This is a genomic window from Streptomyces sp. NPDC029526, assembly GCF_040637405.1.
Taxonomy (GTDB): Bacteria; Actinomycetota; Actinomycetes; order Streptomycetales; family Streptomycetaceae; genus Streptomyces.
The window spans coordinates 233216-247236 of record NZ_JBEZWE010000001.1 but is presented as its reverse complement, the minus strand read 5'-3'; the positions used below and the strand labels follow the sequence as shown (position 1 = coordinate 247236).

The 14021-nt window shown below is 72.6% G+C and carries 11 protein-coding genes; all 11 read left to right on the top strand.

Features of this window, described 5'->3' with window-relative positions:
• Window positions 1-64: 64 nt before the first annotated feature.
• The 11 genes from AB0F01_RS01120 to AB0F01_RS01070 all read left to right on the top strand — a co-directional run bounded on the left by AB0F01_RS01120 (window position 65) and on the right by AB0F01_RS01070 (window position 13979).
• Window positions 65-316: an HGxxPAAW family protein gene (locus AB0F01_RS01120; protein WP_362089001.1), complete on the top strand. Its 252-nt coding sequence runs from the start codon at window positions 65-67 to the stop codon at window positions 314-316.
• A 98-nt stretch (window positions 317-414) separates the two neighbouring features.
• Entirely contained in the window at window positions 415-840 is a 426-nt protein-coding gene (locus tag AB0F01_RS01115) for a DUF2752 domain-containing protein (RefSeq protein WP_362089000.1), read from the top strand.
• A 179-nt stretch (window positions 841-1019) separates the two neighbouring features.
• Window positions 1020-1829, top strand: coding sequence for an indole-3-glycerol phosphate synthase TrpC (gene trpC, locus AB0F01_RS01110; protein WP_362088999.1), 810 nt, complete (start codon window positions 1020-1022; stop codon window positions 1827-1829).
• 19 nt (window positions 1830-1848) lie between these two features.
• Window positions 1849-2046, top strand: coding sequence for a hypothetical protein (locus tag AB0F01_RS01105; protein ID WP_362088998.1), 198 nt, complete (start codon window positions 1849-1851; stop codon window positions 2044-2046).
• A gap of 147 nt (window positions 2047-2193) precedes the next feature.
• Window positions 2194-3480, top strand: a complete 1287-nt coding sequence (trpB, locus tag AB0F01_RS01100; protein ID WP_362088997.1) for a tryptophan synthase subunit beta — start codon at window positions 2194-2196, stop codon at window positions 3478-3480.
• Complete coding sequence (gene trpA / locus AB0F01_RS01095; RefSeq protein ID WP_362088996.1) at window positions 3477-4292, top strand: tryptophan synthase subunit alpha; 816 nt, start codon at window positions 3477-3479, stop codon at window positions 4290-4292. The genes trpB and trpA overlap by 4 nt, the downstream gene beginning before the upstream one ends.
• A gap of 115 nt (window positions 4293-4407) precedes the next feature.
• A complete protein-coding gene (locus tag AB0F01_RS01090) occupies window positions 4408-5187 on the top strand; it encodes a thioredoxin domain-containing protein (protein ID WP_362088995.1) in 780 nt (259 codons plus the stop codon).
• 109 nt (window positions 5188-5296) lie between these two features.
• Window positions 5297-6403, top strand: coding sequence for a prolipoprotein diacylglyceryl transferase (gene lgt, locus AB0F01_RS01085; RefSeq protein ID WP_362088994.1), 1107 nt, complete (start codon window positions 5297-5299; stop codon window positions 6401-6403).
• 343 nt (window positions 6404-6746) lie between these two features.
• The gene (locus tag AB0F01_RS01080) at window positions 6747-7478 is read left to right on the top strand and encodes a VIT1/CCC1 transporter family protein (RefSeq protein ID WP_362088993.1); all 732 of its coding nucleotides are present in this window, start codon (window positions 6747-6749) and stop codon (window positions 7476-7478) included.
• Between the two features lie 446 nt (window positions 7479-7924).
• Window positions 7925-12523, top strand: coding sequence for a glutamate synthase large subunit (gene gltB, locus AB0F01_RS01075; RefSeq protein ID WP_362088992.1), 4599 nt, complete (start codon window positions 7925-7927; stop codon window positions 12521-12523).
• Entirely contained in the window at window positions 12516-13979 is a 1464-nt protein-coding gene (locus AB0F01_RS01070) for a glutamate synthase subunit beta (RefSeq protein ID WP_362088991.1), read from the top strand. Before gltB ends, AB0F01_RS01070 begins: the two co-directional genes overlap by 8 nt.
• Window positions 13980-14021: the final 42 nt, after the last annotated feature.

Here is a 14021-nt window from a genome sequence, read left to right as displayed (position 1 = left end):
CGCATGCGGGACAATGTTGCCGAGCGTCCTGCTCAGACACGTACACAGCAACGAGGAGCAAGCAATGGCGGGCAGCAGCCACGGACACACCCCGGCCGCCTGGACCGGTGTCATCATCGCCTTCATCGGTTTCTGCGTCGCGGGGACGTTCATGGTGATGGACCAGCCGGCGGGCTTCTGGGCCGGTATGGGCATCGTGTTCCTCGGCGCCATTGTCGGCGGGGTCATGAGCATGATGGGCATGGGCCAGCCGAAGCACGTGCACCCCGTGCACAAGGTCACCGGCGAGGGCACGCCGGCCCGCGCCCAGAGCTGACCCCGCCGGAGGACGGCGAGGAACCGCACCACCCGGGGGCGGGTGGGCACACGCGTGCCGACCCGCCCTTCGCGCGTGTGCGGGGCACAATGCTCGGGATGAACGCCGACAGCCCGCCCGTGCCCCGCGGCACCGCCGCCCGCCTGGCCGTCCCCGCCGGAGTGCTGGCCGCCGTCGTGGCGGCCTTCGCGTACGTCGGCGCCGTGGACCCCAACGAGCCCGGCCACTACCCGGCCTGCCCCCTGCTGCGCCTCACCGGCCTGTACTGCCCCGGCTGCGGCGGGCTGCGCAGCGCGCACGCCGTCGTGCACGGCGACCTGCCGGCGGCCCTGCAGGCCAACGCGCCCGCCGTCCTCGGCTACGCCGCCTTCGCCGTGCTGTGGACCGTCTGGGTGGTCCACGCCGCCCGCGGGAAGCGGCTGCGGATCGACCCCGGGCCGGTGCTCCTGTGGTCCGTGGGAGCGTTGCTGCTGGTCTTCACCGTTGTCCGGAACCTGCCGTTCGGTGGCTGGCTGCACCCTTGATCGATCGGCGGATGTCCAGCTAGTGGGACCGGCGTCAACCGGATGCGAGGCATACGCCCGGCTGCGGATACCATCGCAGTGACCACCGGTTCCGTCCGGCGGCCCGACCCTGTGAGGCGGGCACCCCGGGACGGCAACGAACGCACCGAAGACCACCCGTCAGGAAGGGGGCCGCTCGCGTGAGTGTGCTCGACGAGATCATCGACGGAGTGCGGGCCGACCTCGCGGAGCGGCAGGCGCGCGTCAGCCTCGACGAGCTCAAGGAGCGCGCCGCGAAGGCACCCGCCGCCAAGGACGGCGCCGCCGCCCTGCGCGGCGACGGCGTCAAGGTGATCTGCGAGGTCAAGCGCTCCAGCCCGTCCAAGGGCGCGCTCGCCGCGATCGCCGACCCCGCCGGCCTCGCCGCCGACTACGAGGCGGGCGGCGCCTCCGTGATCTCCGTGCTCACCGAGGAGCGCCGGTTCGGCGGCTCGCTGGCCGACCTGGAGGCGGTCCGCGCCCGGGTGGACATCCCGGTCCTGCGCAAGGACTTCATCGTCACCTCGTACCAGCTCTGGGAGGCCCGTGCGCACGGCGCCGACCTCGCGCTGCTGATCGTCGCCGCCCTCGACCAGGCGGCCCTGGAGTCCCTCATCGAGCGCGCCGAGTCCATCGGTCTCACCCCGCTCGTCGAGGTGCACGACGAGGACGAGGTCGAGCGCGCGGTCGACGCCGGCGCCAAGGTCATCGGCGTCAACGCCCGCAACCTCAAGACCCTCGAGGTCGACCGCGGCACCTTCGAGCGGGTCGCCCCCGAGATCCCCGCGCACCTGGTCAAGGTCGCCGAGTCCGGCGTCCGCGGCCCGCACGACCTCATCGCCTACGCCAACGCCGGCGCCGACGCCGTCCTGGTCGGCGAGTCCCTGGTCACCGGCAAGGATCCCAAGACGGCCGTCTCCGACCTGGTGGCCGCGGGGGAGCACCCCGCGCTGCGCCACGGCCGGGGCTGACCCCCACAGGCGGCCCCCGATGACCCTCGCGCCGATCCCCGCCCGGGACCCGTACGCCCGCCTCGCGCGCGGCTGCCGGCCCCGCGGCTGCCGGGCGCCCGCCCGCCGGGTGCACGGCCGCCGGGTCCGCTACGTCATCGGGGACGAACCGGGACAGGTCAACGGCATGCGATGGCACCGCCGTGCTCCCCGGGGACACGGGGCCGTACCGAGCTAGTGCCGCGACAGGGCACACGTTGCCTGTCGCGGCGCCGGCGGCCGCGTCGCGCGAGCGCGCCCGGCCGCCGCCCGGCCGGACCTCCGGCCGACGGCCCCGTCCCCACGGCGCACCGTGCCCGTCAGACACCCACCGTGAGGTTTCCGCATGCCCAGCAGTTTCTTCGTCCCCGACCCGGACGGCCGGGTCCCCACCGCCGAGGGCTACTTCGGCGCCTTCGGCGGCAAGTTCATCCCCGAGGCCCTGGTCGCGGCGGTCGACGAGGTCGCCGTCGAGTACGACAAGGCCAAGTCCGACCCCGAGTTCGCCCGCGAGCTCGACGACCTCCTGGCCCACTACACCGGCCGCCCGAGCGCCCTGACCGAGGTGCCCCGGTTCGCCGCCGAGGCGGGCGGCGCCCGCGTCTTCCTCAAGCGCGAGGACCTGAACCACACCGGCTCCCACAAGATCAACAACGTGCTGGGCCAGGCCCTGCTGACCAGGCGCATGGGCAAGACCCGCGTCATCGCCGAGACCGGCGCCGGACAGCACGGCGTGGCCACCGCCACCGCCTGCGCCCTGTTCGGCCTCGACTGCACGATCTACATGGGCGAGATCGACACGCAGCGCCAGGCCCTCAACGTGGCCCGGATGCGCATGCTGGGCGCCGAGGTCATCGCGGTGAAGTCCGGCAGCCGCACCCTGAAGGACGCCATCAACGAGGCGTTCCGCGACTGGGTCGCCAACGTCGACCGCACCCACTACCTGTTCGGCACCGTCGCCGGGCCGCACCCCTTCCCGGCCATGGTGCGCGACTTCCACCGCGTCATCGGCGTCGAGGCCCGCCGTCAGCTCCTGGAGCGCACCGGACGGCTGCCCGACGCGGCCGTCGCCTGCGTGGGCGGCGGCTCCAACGCCATCGGCCTGTTCCACGCCTTCCTCCCCGACGAGGGCGTGCGGCTCATCGGCTGCGAGCCCGCGGGCAAGGGCGTCGACACCGGCGAGCACGCGGCCACCCTCACCGCCGGCGAGCCCGGCATCCTGCACGGCTCCCGCTCCTACGTCCTCCAGGACGACGAGGGCCAGATCACCGAGCCGTACTCCATCTCGGCGGGCCTGGACTACCCGGGCATCGGCCCCGAGCACGCCCACCTCAAGGACTCCGGGCGCGGCGAGTACCGGGCGGTCACCGACGACGCCGCCATGCAGGCCCTGCGGCTGCTGTCCCGCACCGAGGGCATCATCCCGGCCATCGAGAGCGCCCACGCCCTCGCCGGGGCGCTTGAGGTCGGGCGGGAGCTGGGCCCGGAGGGGCTGATCGTGGTCAACCTGTCCGGCCGCGGCGACAAGGACATGGACACCGCCGCGCGTTACTTCGGCCTGTACGACACCGACGCCGAGGTCGCCGCCGACGAGGCCGGCGGCACCGCCGAGATCGAGGGGGACGCCAAGTGAGCGGGAACGTGCAGTTGCTGAACGACACCCTCGCCGCGGCGAAGGCCGAGGGCCGTGCCGCCCTGATCGCCTACCTCCCGGCCGGCTTCCCGACCGTGGACGGCGGCATCGACGCGGTCCGGGCCGCCCTCGACGGCGGCGCCGACGTGGTGGAGGTGGGCCTGCCGCACAGCGACCCGGTGCTCGACGGCCCGGTCATCCAGACCGCCGACGACATCGCCCTGCGCGGCGGGGTGCGGATCGCCGACGTGATGCGCACCGTCCGCGAGGCGCACGCCGCCACCGGCAAGCCGATCCTCGTCATGACCTACTGGAACCCCATCGACCGCTACGGCGTCGAGCGGTTCACCGCCGAACTCGCCGAGGCGGGCGGCGCCGGGTGCATCCTGCCCGACCTGCCCGTCCAGGAGTCGGCGCTGTGGCGGGAGCACGCCGACAAGCACGGCCTGGCCACCGTCTTCGTCGTCGCCCCCAGCAGCCGGGACGCCCGCCTGGCCGAAATCACCGCGGCCGGCAGCGGCTTCGTCTACGCCGCCTCCCTGATGGGCGTCACCGGCACCCGGGAGTCGGTCGGCGCCCAGGCCGAGGACCTGGTCCGGCGCACCCGCGCCACCACCGACCTGCCGGTGTGCGTCGGGCTCGGCGTCTCCGACGCGGCGCAGGCCGCCGAGGTGGCCGCCTTCGCCGACGGCGTGATCGTGGGCTCGGCCTTCGTCAAGCGGATGCTGGACGCCCCCGACGCCGCCGCCGGCGTGGAGGCCGTCCGTGACCTCGCCGGCGACCTGGCCCGGGGCGTGCGCCGGCAGGTCTGACCGGCCGGACGGCGGGGCCGGCGACCGGCGGGACCGCCGGTCATACGGATCCCTCGTACGGGTGGACCTGGGGCCGGGGAGGCGCGGTGCGCCTCCCCGGTTCGTTCTGCGGGGTGTGAGCGAGAAGAACCGTGACGCGAGGAAGCGCACCGCCCGGGAACGCCTGGCGGCCGAGCGCGAGAAGCAGAAGGCCGCGGAGAAGCGGCGCCGCACCCTGATCGTGGGCGCGAGCGTGGTGTGTGTCCTGGCGCTGGCGGCGGTGATCGGCGTGGTCGCCGCCAACGCCGGCAAGGACGACGGCGGCGAGGCGGCCGGCCCGGTGGTCGCCCCCTCCGGAGCCCTGGGCAAGGACGGCCTCGCCATCCCGGTCGGCAAGGAGAGCGCCGCGTCCACGCTCACGGTGTGGGAGGACTTCCGCTGCCCGGCCTGCAAGTCCTTCGAGACCGCCTACGGCCCCACGATCCGGGAGCTGACCGACGCCGGTCAGCTGAGGGCCGAGTACCACCTGGTCACCCTCATCGACGGCAACATGGGCGGCACCGGCTCCCGCGCGTCCGCCAACGCCGCGGCCTGCGCCCAGGACGCCGGGAAGTTCGCCGCCTACCACGACGTGCTGTTCGCCAACCAGCCGCCGGAGCCCGACGACGCCTTCGCCGACGAGACCAAGCTGATCGAGCTGGCCGGCCAGGTCGACGGCCTGGACACGCCCGCGTTCCGCAGCTGCGTGGAGGACGGCACCCACAACAGCTGGGTCGTGAAGTCCAACGAGGCGTTCCAGGAGGGCGACTTCTCGGGCACACCGACCGTCCTGCTGGACGGGAAGAACATCTACCAGGACCAGTCGATGACCCCGGCGAAGCTCAAGCAGCTGGTGCAGGAGGCCGACAAGGGGTGACGGCGGCGCGCGGCCCGGCCGGCGGCGCCCTTCGGGCGGCCCCTGTTATGGAGACGTAGCCGGGCCACCCGGCGCGCGGTCGGCCGGGCAGGGTAGCGTCGACCCTGCCATGGAACTTGCCTACATTCCCAGCCCGTCGAGCGGTGTGCTGTACCTCGGCCCCGTTCCGCTGCGCGGCTACGCGTTCTGCATCATCGTCGGCGTCTTCGTCGCCGTCTGGCTCGGCAACAGGCGCTGGATCGCCCGGGGCGGGCGGCCCGGGACGGTCGCGGACATCGCTGTCTGGGCCGTCCCGTTCGGCCTGGTCGGCGGCAGGCTCTACCACGTCGTCACGGACTACCAGCTGTACTTCAGCGAGGGCCGTGACTGGGTGGACGCCTTCAAGATCTGGGAGGGCGGCCTCGGCATCTGGGGCGCCATCGCGTTCGGCGCGCTGGGCGCGTGGATCGGCTGCCGGCGCCGGGGCATCCCGCTGCCCGCCTACGCCGATGCCGTCGCCCCGGGCATCGCCCTCGCCCAGGCGATCGGCCGCTGGGGCAACTGGTTCAACCAGGAGCTGTACGGCCGCCCGACGGACCTGCCCTGGGCGGTGGAGATCACCTCCTCGGCCGACGGGCGCCTGCCCGGCACCTACCACCCGACGTTCCTGTACGAGTCGCTGTGGTGCGTGGGCGTGGCGCTGCTGGTCATCTGGGCCGACCGCCGCTTCCGGCTGGGCCACGGCCGGGCCTTCGCCCTGTACGTCGCCGCCTACTGCGCGGGACGGTTCTGGATCGAGTACATGCGGGTCGACGAGGCCCACGAGATCCTGGGCCTGCGGCTGAACAACTGGACGTCGATCGCGGTGTTCCTGCTCGCGGTCCTGTACATCGTCCTGTCGGCGCGCAAGCGTCCGGGCCGCGAGGACGTGGTGGAGCCGCAGGCGGAACCGGACACCGGCGACGGGGCCCCGGGTGAGGCGTCCGACCCGGCCGGGACGGCCGACGCGGTCGACACGGCCGACGGGAAGTCCGGGGCGAGCACCGGCGCGGACGCCGACGCGGCCGGCGGGAAGGCCACGGCGAAGACGGGTGCGAAGACCGCCGCCGAGCCCGCCGACGCGGCCGGAGACGTGACCGATGCCGAGGTCGCGGCCGACGCCGAGACGAAGGACGTGGCCGACGGCAAGGACGACGACGCCGCCAGGAACGGAGCCGGTTCGGCCAAGAAGGGCTGACGGCGGGCGGTCGCCCGCGCGACCCCGTACCCCATGCGCCGAGGGCGCCCGGAGCGATTCCGGGCGCCCTCGACGTGTGTCCGGGCCAGGGGAGCCGCAGTGGCCCGGGGCGGCGCGTCCTCATGTCCGTCGGCACGTCCGTCGGCGGTCGTGCTTCCCGCTGCCCTGGCCGTGCCCACGGACCCTCGCGCCGGTGCGCCCGTACCCCGCCGGAATCGGCATCGTCGCAGGTTAGCGCAGCCTTTCCTTGCTGGCAGGAGCCTCGGGAACGGCGTACATTGGGTTGTGTAAAAGATTGGAATCCGTCTAAAGAAGACGTGAGTGGAACCCTTGGGGGCCGGGCATGGCGATCATCGAGACCGAGGCGGCGCTGCACGAGGCGCACCGTGACAACCACACGCACCGGGACGTGAACGGCGGCTGGCTGCGTCCCGCCGTGTTCGGGGCGATGGACGGCCTGGTCTCCAACCTGGCGCTGATGACCGGTGTCGCGGGCGGCGCGGCCGGGCAGCAGACGATCGTGCTCAGCGGCCTCGCCGGGCTCGCCGCCGGCGCCTTCTCGATGGCGGCCGGCGAGTACACCTCCGTGGCCTCCCAGCGGGAGCTGGTCGAGGCCGAACTGGACGTCGAGCGGCGCGAACTGCGCAAGCACCCCCAGGACGAGGAGGCCGAACTGGCCGCCCTCTACGAGGCCCGCGGTGTCGAGGCGGGGCTGGCCCGGGAGGTGGCCCGGCAGCTGTCGAAGGACCCCGAGCAGGCCCTGGAGATCCACGCCCGCGAGGAGCTGGGCATCGACCCCGGCGACCTGCCCTCGCCGACCGTGGCCGCGGTCTCCAGCTTCGGTTCCTTCGCGCTGGGTGCCCTGCTCCCGGTGCTGCCCTACCTGCTGGGTGCGAGCAGCCTCTGGCCCGCCGTCGTCCTCGCCCTGCTGGGCCTGTTCCTGTGCGGTGCGGTGGTGGCCAAGGTGACGGCCCGCACCTGGTGGTACAGCGGTCTGCGGCAGCTCGCGCTGGGCGGCGCGGCGGCCGGTGTGACGTACGCCCTCGGCACGCTGATCGGTACGGCCATAGGATGATCCGGCTCTCAGGTGTGCGGTCTTCCGCACACCTGAGGTTGATCGTGGCAGCAGAAGTCGTATTATGCGCGGGCCGCATCTGTCATTACTCGCTGGTTTCGGCGATGTGACGGCTGGGCATGAGCCGTAAGCGTTACGGGCAACGAGGCCCGCGGCGTCTCTGCGGGGCGGGTGACGACGCCCGCCCCCTCCCCGGGTCGACGTGGACATGGATCTGTCCCGTCCGGCCCGCCCCCTCTCACAGCCCCACCGCCGGTCGCGGGACCCCCTCCGTCGATCGCGCGACCCTTCGGGACCCCGTCGGTGTCCACATGATGGAACCGCCTATCCCGGTAGGCGAGAATCGCTCCATCATGTAATCTGCCTGACATTTCCCACCTCACGCAGAGGGCCAACGTCGTCCCTCGGCACCTGACACATGCCAACAGACGACGACGGGAGAGCCGATGCGTACGCCGCGCCAGCCGTCCCAGCATTCCGCGGACGACCGGTCCACCTGGTCCTTCATGGATGCTCGCCCTGCCCCGCAGGGCATGTACGACCCCCGCGACGAGCACGACGCCTGCGGCGTCGGCTTCGTCGCCACCCTCACCGGCGAGGCGTCCCACACCCTGGTCGAGCAGGCCCTGACCGTCCTGCGCAACCTCGAACACCGGGGTGCCACCGGCTCCGAGCCCGACTCGGGCGACGGCGCCGGCATCCTCTCCCAGGTCCCCGACGGCTTCTTCCGCGAGGTCGCCGGGTTCGAGCTGCCCGCGGCCGGGAGCTACGCCGTCGGCACCGCCTTCCTGCCGCAGGACGGCACCCGGGACGCCGTCGACCACATCGAGCGGATCGCCGCCGACGAGGGCCTGACCGTCCTCGGCTGGCGGGAGGTGCCGGTCGCGCCCCAGCTGCTCGGCGCCACCGCCCGCTCCACCATGCCGGTCTTCCGCCAGATCTTCGTCACCGACGGCGCCTCCACCGGCATCGCCCTGGACCGCAGGGCCTTCGCGCTGCGCAAGCGCGCCGAGCGCGAGGCCGGCGTCTACTTCCCGTCGCTGTCCGCGCGGACCATCGTCTACAAGGGCATGCTGACCACCGGCCAGCTGGAGCCCTTCTTCCCGGACCTGTCCGACCGCCGCTTCGGCTCCGCGATCGCGCTGGTGCACTCCCGGTTCTCCACCAACACCTTCCCGTCGTGGCCGCTCGCCCACCCCTACCGGTTCGTCGCGCACAACGGCGAGATCAACACCGTCAAGGGCAACCGCAACTGGATGCGCGCCCGCGAGTCGCAGCTGATGTCCGACCTGTTCGGCACCGGCAGGGACCTGGAGCGCGTCTTCCCGGTCTGCACCCCCGACGCCTCCGACTCGGCCTCCTTCGACGAGGTCCTCGAACTGCTGCACCTCGGCGGCCGGTCGCTGCCCCACTCGGTGCTGATGATGATCCCGGAGGCGTGGGAGAACCACCCCTCCATGGACCCCGCGCGACGCGCCTTCTACCAGTACCACTCCACGATGATGGAGCCCTGGGACGGCCCCGCCTGCGTGACCTTCACCGACGGCACCCAGGTCGGCGCCGTCCTCGACCGCAACGGGCTGCGCCCCGGCCGCTACTGGGTCACCGACGACGGCCTGGTCGTCCTCGGCTCCGAGGTCGGCGTCCTGGACATCGACCCCGCCAAGGTCGTCCGCAAGGGCCGCCTCCAGCCCGGCCGCATGTTCCTCGTCGACACCGCCGAGCACCGCATCATCGAGGACGACGAGATCAAGGCCGCCCTCGCCGCCGAACACCCCTACGCGGAGTGGCTGGAGGCCGGCGAGATCGAGCTGTCCGACCTGCCCGAGCGCGAGCACATCGTGCACACCCACGCCTCGGTCACCCGCCGCCAGCAGACCTTCGGCTACACCGAGGAGGAGCTGCGGGTCATCCTCGCCCCGATGGCCAAGGCCGGTGCCGAGCCGATCGGTTCGATGGGCACCGACTCGCCGATCGCCGCCCTCAGCGACCGGCCGCGGCTGCTGTTCGACTACTTCACCCAGCTGTTCGCACAGGTCACCAACCCCCCGCTGGACGCCATCCGGGAGGAACTCGTCACCTCCCTGCGCTCCTCCCTCGGCCCGCAGGGCAACCTGCTGGAGCCGACCGCCGCCTCCTGCCGCAGCGTCGTCCTGCCCTTCCCGGTCATCGACAACGACGAACTCGCCAAGCTGATCCACGTCAACGCCGACGGCGACATGCCCGGCTTCAAGGCCGCGACCCTCTCCGGCCTGTACCGGGTCTCCGGCGGCGGCGAGGCGCTCGCCGCGCGCATCGAGGCGATCTGCGCCGAGGCCGACGCCGCCATCGGCAACGGCGCCCGTCTGATCGTGCTGTCCGACCGGCACTCCGACGCCGAGCACGCGCCGATCCCGTCGCTGCTGCTCACCTCCGCGGTCCACCACCACCTCATCCGCACCAAGCAGCGCACCCAGGTGGGCCTGCTGGTCGAGGCCGGCGACGTCCGCGAGGTCCACCACGTGGCCCTGCTCATCGGCTACGGCGCCGCCGCGGTCAACCCCTACCTGGCGATGGAGTCCGTCGAGGACCTGGTCCGCGCCGGCACCTTCCTGCCCGGCATGGAGCCCGAGACGGCCATCCGCAACCTGATCCACGCCCTGGGCAAGGGCGTGCTGAAGGTGATGTCCAAGATGGGCATCTCCACCGTCGCCTCCTACCGGGGCGCCCAGGTCTTCGAGGCCGTCGGCCTGGACCAGGGCTTCGTCGACCAGTACTTCCACGGCACCGCCAGCAAGATCGGCGGCGTCGGCATCGACGTCGTCGCCCGGGAGGTCGCCGCCCGGCACGCCAAGGCGTACCCCGTCTCCGGCATCGCCCCGGCGCACCGCGCGCTGGACATCGGCGGCGAGTACCAGTGGCGCCGTGAGGGCGAGCCGCACCTGTTCGACCCGGAGACGGTCTTCCGCCTCCAGCACTCCACCCGCTCCGGCCGCTACGACGTCTTCAAGCAGTACACCGAGCGCGTCAACGAGCAGTCCGAGCGGCTGATGACGCTGCGCGGCCTCTTCGGCTTCACGTCCGACCGGGCGCCGATCCCGGTCGACGAGGTGGAACCGGTCTCCGAGATCGTCAAGCGGTTCTCCACCGGCGCCATGTCCTACGGCTCCATCTCCCAGGAGGCGCACGAGACCCTCGCCGTCGCCATGAACCGCCTCGGCGGCAAGTCCAACACCGGCGAGGGCGGCGAGGACCCCGAGCGCCTGTACGACCCGGCCCGCCGCTCCGCGATCAAGCAGGTCGCCTCCGGCCGCTTCGGAGTGACCTCCGAGTACCTGGTCAACGCCGACGACATCCAGATCAAGATGGCCCAGGGCGCCAAGCCCGGCGAGGGCGGCCAGCTGCCCGGCCACAAGGTCTACCCGTGGGTCGCGAAGACCCGGCACTCCACGCCGGGCGTGGGCCTCATCTCCCCGCCGCCGCACCACGACATCTACTCCATCGAGGACCTCGCCCAGCTCATCCACGACCTGAAGAACGCCAACCCCCGGGCGCGCATCCACGTCAAGCTGGTCTCCGAGGTCGGCGTCGGCACCGTCGCCGCGGGCGTCTCCAAGGCGCACGCCGACGTGGTGCTGATCTCCGGCCACGACGGCGGCACCGGCGCCTCCCCGCTGACCTCGCTGAAGCACGCGGGCGGCCCCTGGGAGCTGGGGCTCGCCGAGACCCAGCAGACCCTGCTGCTCAACGGGCTGCGGGACCGGATCGTCGTGCAGACCGACGGCCAGCTCAAGACCGGCCGCGACGTCGTCATCGCCGCCCTGCTGGGCGCCGAGGAGTTCGGCTTCGCCACCGCGCCGCTGGTGGTGTCCGGCTGCGTCATGATGCGCGTCTGCCACCTCGACACCTGCCCGGTCGGCATCGCCACCCAGAACCCGGTGCTGCGCGACCGCTACGCGGGCAAGGCCGAGTACGTGGTGAACTTCTTCGAGTTCATCGCCGAGGAGGTCCGCGAACTGCTGGCCGAACTCGGTTTCCGCTCCGTGGAGGAGGCCGTCGGCCACGCCGAGGTCCTCGACGTGACCCGCGCCGTCGACCACTGGAAGGCGCAGGGCCTCGACCTGGCCCCGCTGTTCCACGTCCCCGCGCTGGCCGAGGGCGCCGTCCGCCACCAGCTGACGGAGCAGGACCACGGCCTGGAGAAGGCGCTCGACAACGAGCTGATCCGGCTCGCCGCCGACGCCCTGGCCGCGTCCGACGCCACCGACGCCCACCCGGTGCGCGCCCAGGTCGCCATCCGCAACATCAACCGCACCGTCGGCACCATGCTCGGCCACGAGGTGACCCGGAAGTTCGGCGGCGCGGGCCTGCCCGACGACACCGTCGACATCACCTTCACCGGCTCGGCGGGCCAGTCCTTCGGCGCCTTCGTCCCGCGCGGGGTCACCCTCCGCCTGGAGGGCGACGCCAACGACTACGTCGGCAAGGGCCTGTCCGGCGGCCGGATCGTGGTCCGCCCCGACCGCGGCGCCGACCACCTCGCCGAGTACAGCGTCATCGCGGGCAACACCCTCGCCTATGGCGCCACCGGCGGCGAGATGTTCCTGCGCGGCAAGGTCGGCGAGCGGTTCTGCGTCCGCAACTCCGGTGCCCTGGTGGTCTCCGAGGGCGTGGGCGACCACGGCTGCGAGTACATGACCGGCGGCCACGCCGTCGTCCTCGGCGAGACCGGCCGCAACTTCGCGGCCGGCATGTCCGGCGGCGTCGCCTACGTCATCGACCTGGACCGCGACCACGTCAACGCGGGCAACCTGGACGCCGTCCGGCCGCTCGACGACGCCGACCGGACCTGGCTGCACGACGTGGTGCGCCGGCACCGGGAGGAGACCGGCTCCACCGTCGCCGAGAAGCTCCTCGCCGAGTGGGACACGGCCGTGGAGCGCTTCAGCAAGATCATCCCCAGCACGTACCAGGCAGTGCTCGCCGCCAAGGACGCCGCCGAGCGAGCCGGGCTCTCCGAGTCCGAGACCCACGAGAAGATGATGGAGGCGGCGATCAATGGCTGACCCGAAGGGCTTTCTGAACCACGGCCGCGAACTCGCCCCGACCCGCCCGGTCCCCGAGCGCGTCAAGGACTGGAACGAGGTCTACGTCCCCGGCTCGCTGCTGCCCATCATCAGCAAGCAGGCGAGCCGGTGCATGGACTGCGGCATCCCGTTCTGCCACAACGGCTGCCCGCTGGGGAACCTCATCCCCGAGTGGAACGACTACGCCTACCGCGAGGACTGGGCGGCGGCGAGCGAACGCCTGCACGCGACGAACAACTTCCCCGAGTTCACCGGCCGGCTGTGCCCGGCCCCCTGCGAGTCGGCGTGCGTGCTCGGCATCAACCAGCCGCCGGTGACCATCAAGAACGTCGAGGTCTCCATCATCGACAAGGCGTGGGCGGCCGGTGACGTCGCCCCGCGGGTCCCCGAACGGCTCTCCGGCAAGACCGTCGCCGTCGTCGGCTCCGGTCCGGCCGGTCTGGCCGCCGCCCAGCAGCTGACCCGGGCCGGCCACACCGTCGCCGTCTACGAGCGGGCCGACCGCATCGGCGGCCTGCTGCGGTACGGCATCCCCGAGTTCAAGATGGAGAAGCGGCACATCAACCGCCGCATCGAGCAGATGCGCGCGGAGGGCACCAAGTTCCGCACCGGCATCGAGATCGGCCGCGACATGCCGGCCACCGCGCTGCGCAAGCGCTACGACGCGGTCGTCCTGGCGGTCGGCGCCACGACCGCCCGCGACCTGCCGGTGCCGGGCCGCGACCTCAAGGGCATCCACCAGGCCATGGAGTACCTGCCGCTGGCCAACAAGGTGCAGGAGGGCGACTACGTCGCCCCGCCGATCACCGCCGAGGGCAAGCACGTCGTCGTGATCGGCGGCGGTGACACCGGCGCGGACTGCGTGGGCACCGCCCACCGCCAGGGCGCCGCCTCCGTCACCCAGCTGGAGATCATGCCCCGCCCCGGTGAGGAGCGGGACCCGGCGGCCCAGCCCTGGCCGACCTTCCCCATGCTCTACAAGGTGACGTCCGCGCACGAGGAGGGCGGTGAGCGGGTCTACTCGGTCTCCACCACCCACTTCGAGGGCGACGCGGACGGCAACGTCCAGTGGCTGCACCTGACCGAGGTCGAGTTCACCGGCGGCCGGCCGGTCCCGAAGCCGGGCACCGAGCGCAAGATCCCCGCCCAGCTGGTCACCCTCGCCATGGGCTTCACCGGAACCGACCGGGACAACGGACTGGTGGAACAGTTCGGCCTGGAACTCGACGAGCGGGGTAACATCGCCCGGGACGCCGACTTCCAGACGAACGTGCCCGGCGTGTTCGTGGCCGGTGACGCCGGACGCGGACAGTCGCTCATCGTGTGGGCGATCGCCGAGGGCCGCTCGGCCGCGCGGGGCTGCGACCGCCTCCTCACGGGGGCGAGCGACCTGCCGGCACCGATCCGGCCGACCGACCGCGCGCTGGCGGTCTGACGGCCCGCACCGGGACCTGACGGTCCCTCACATCCGTGACGT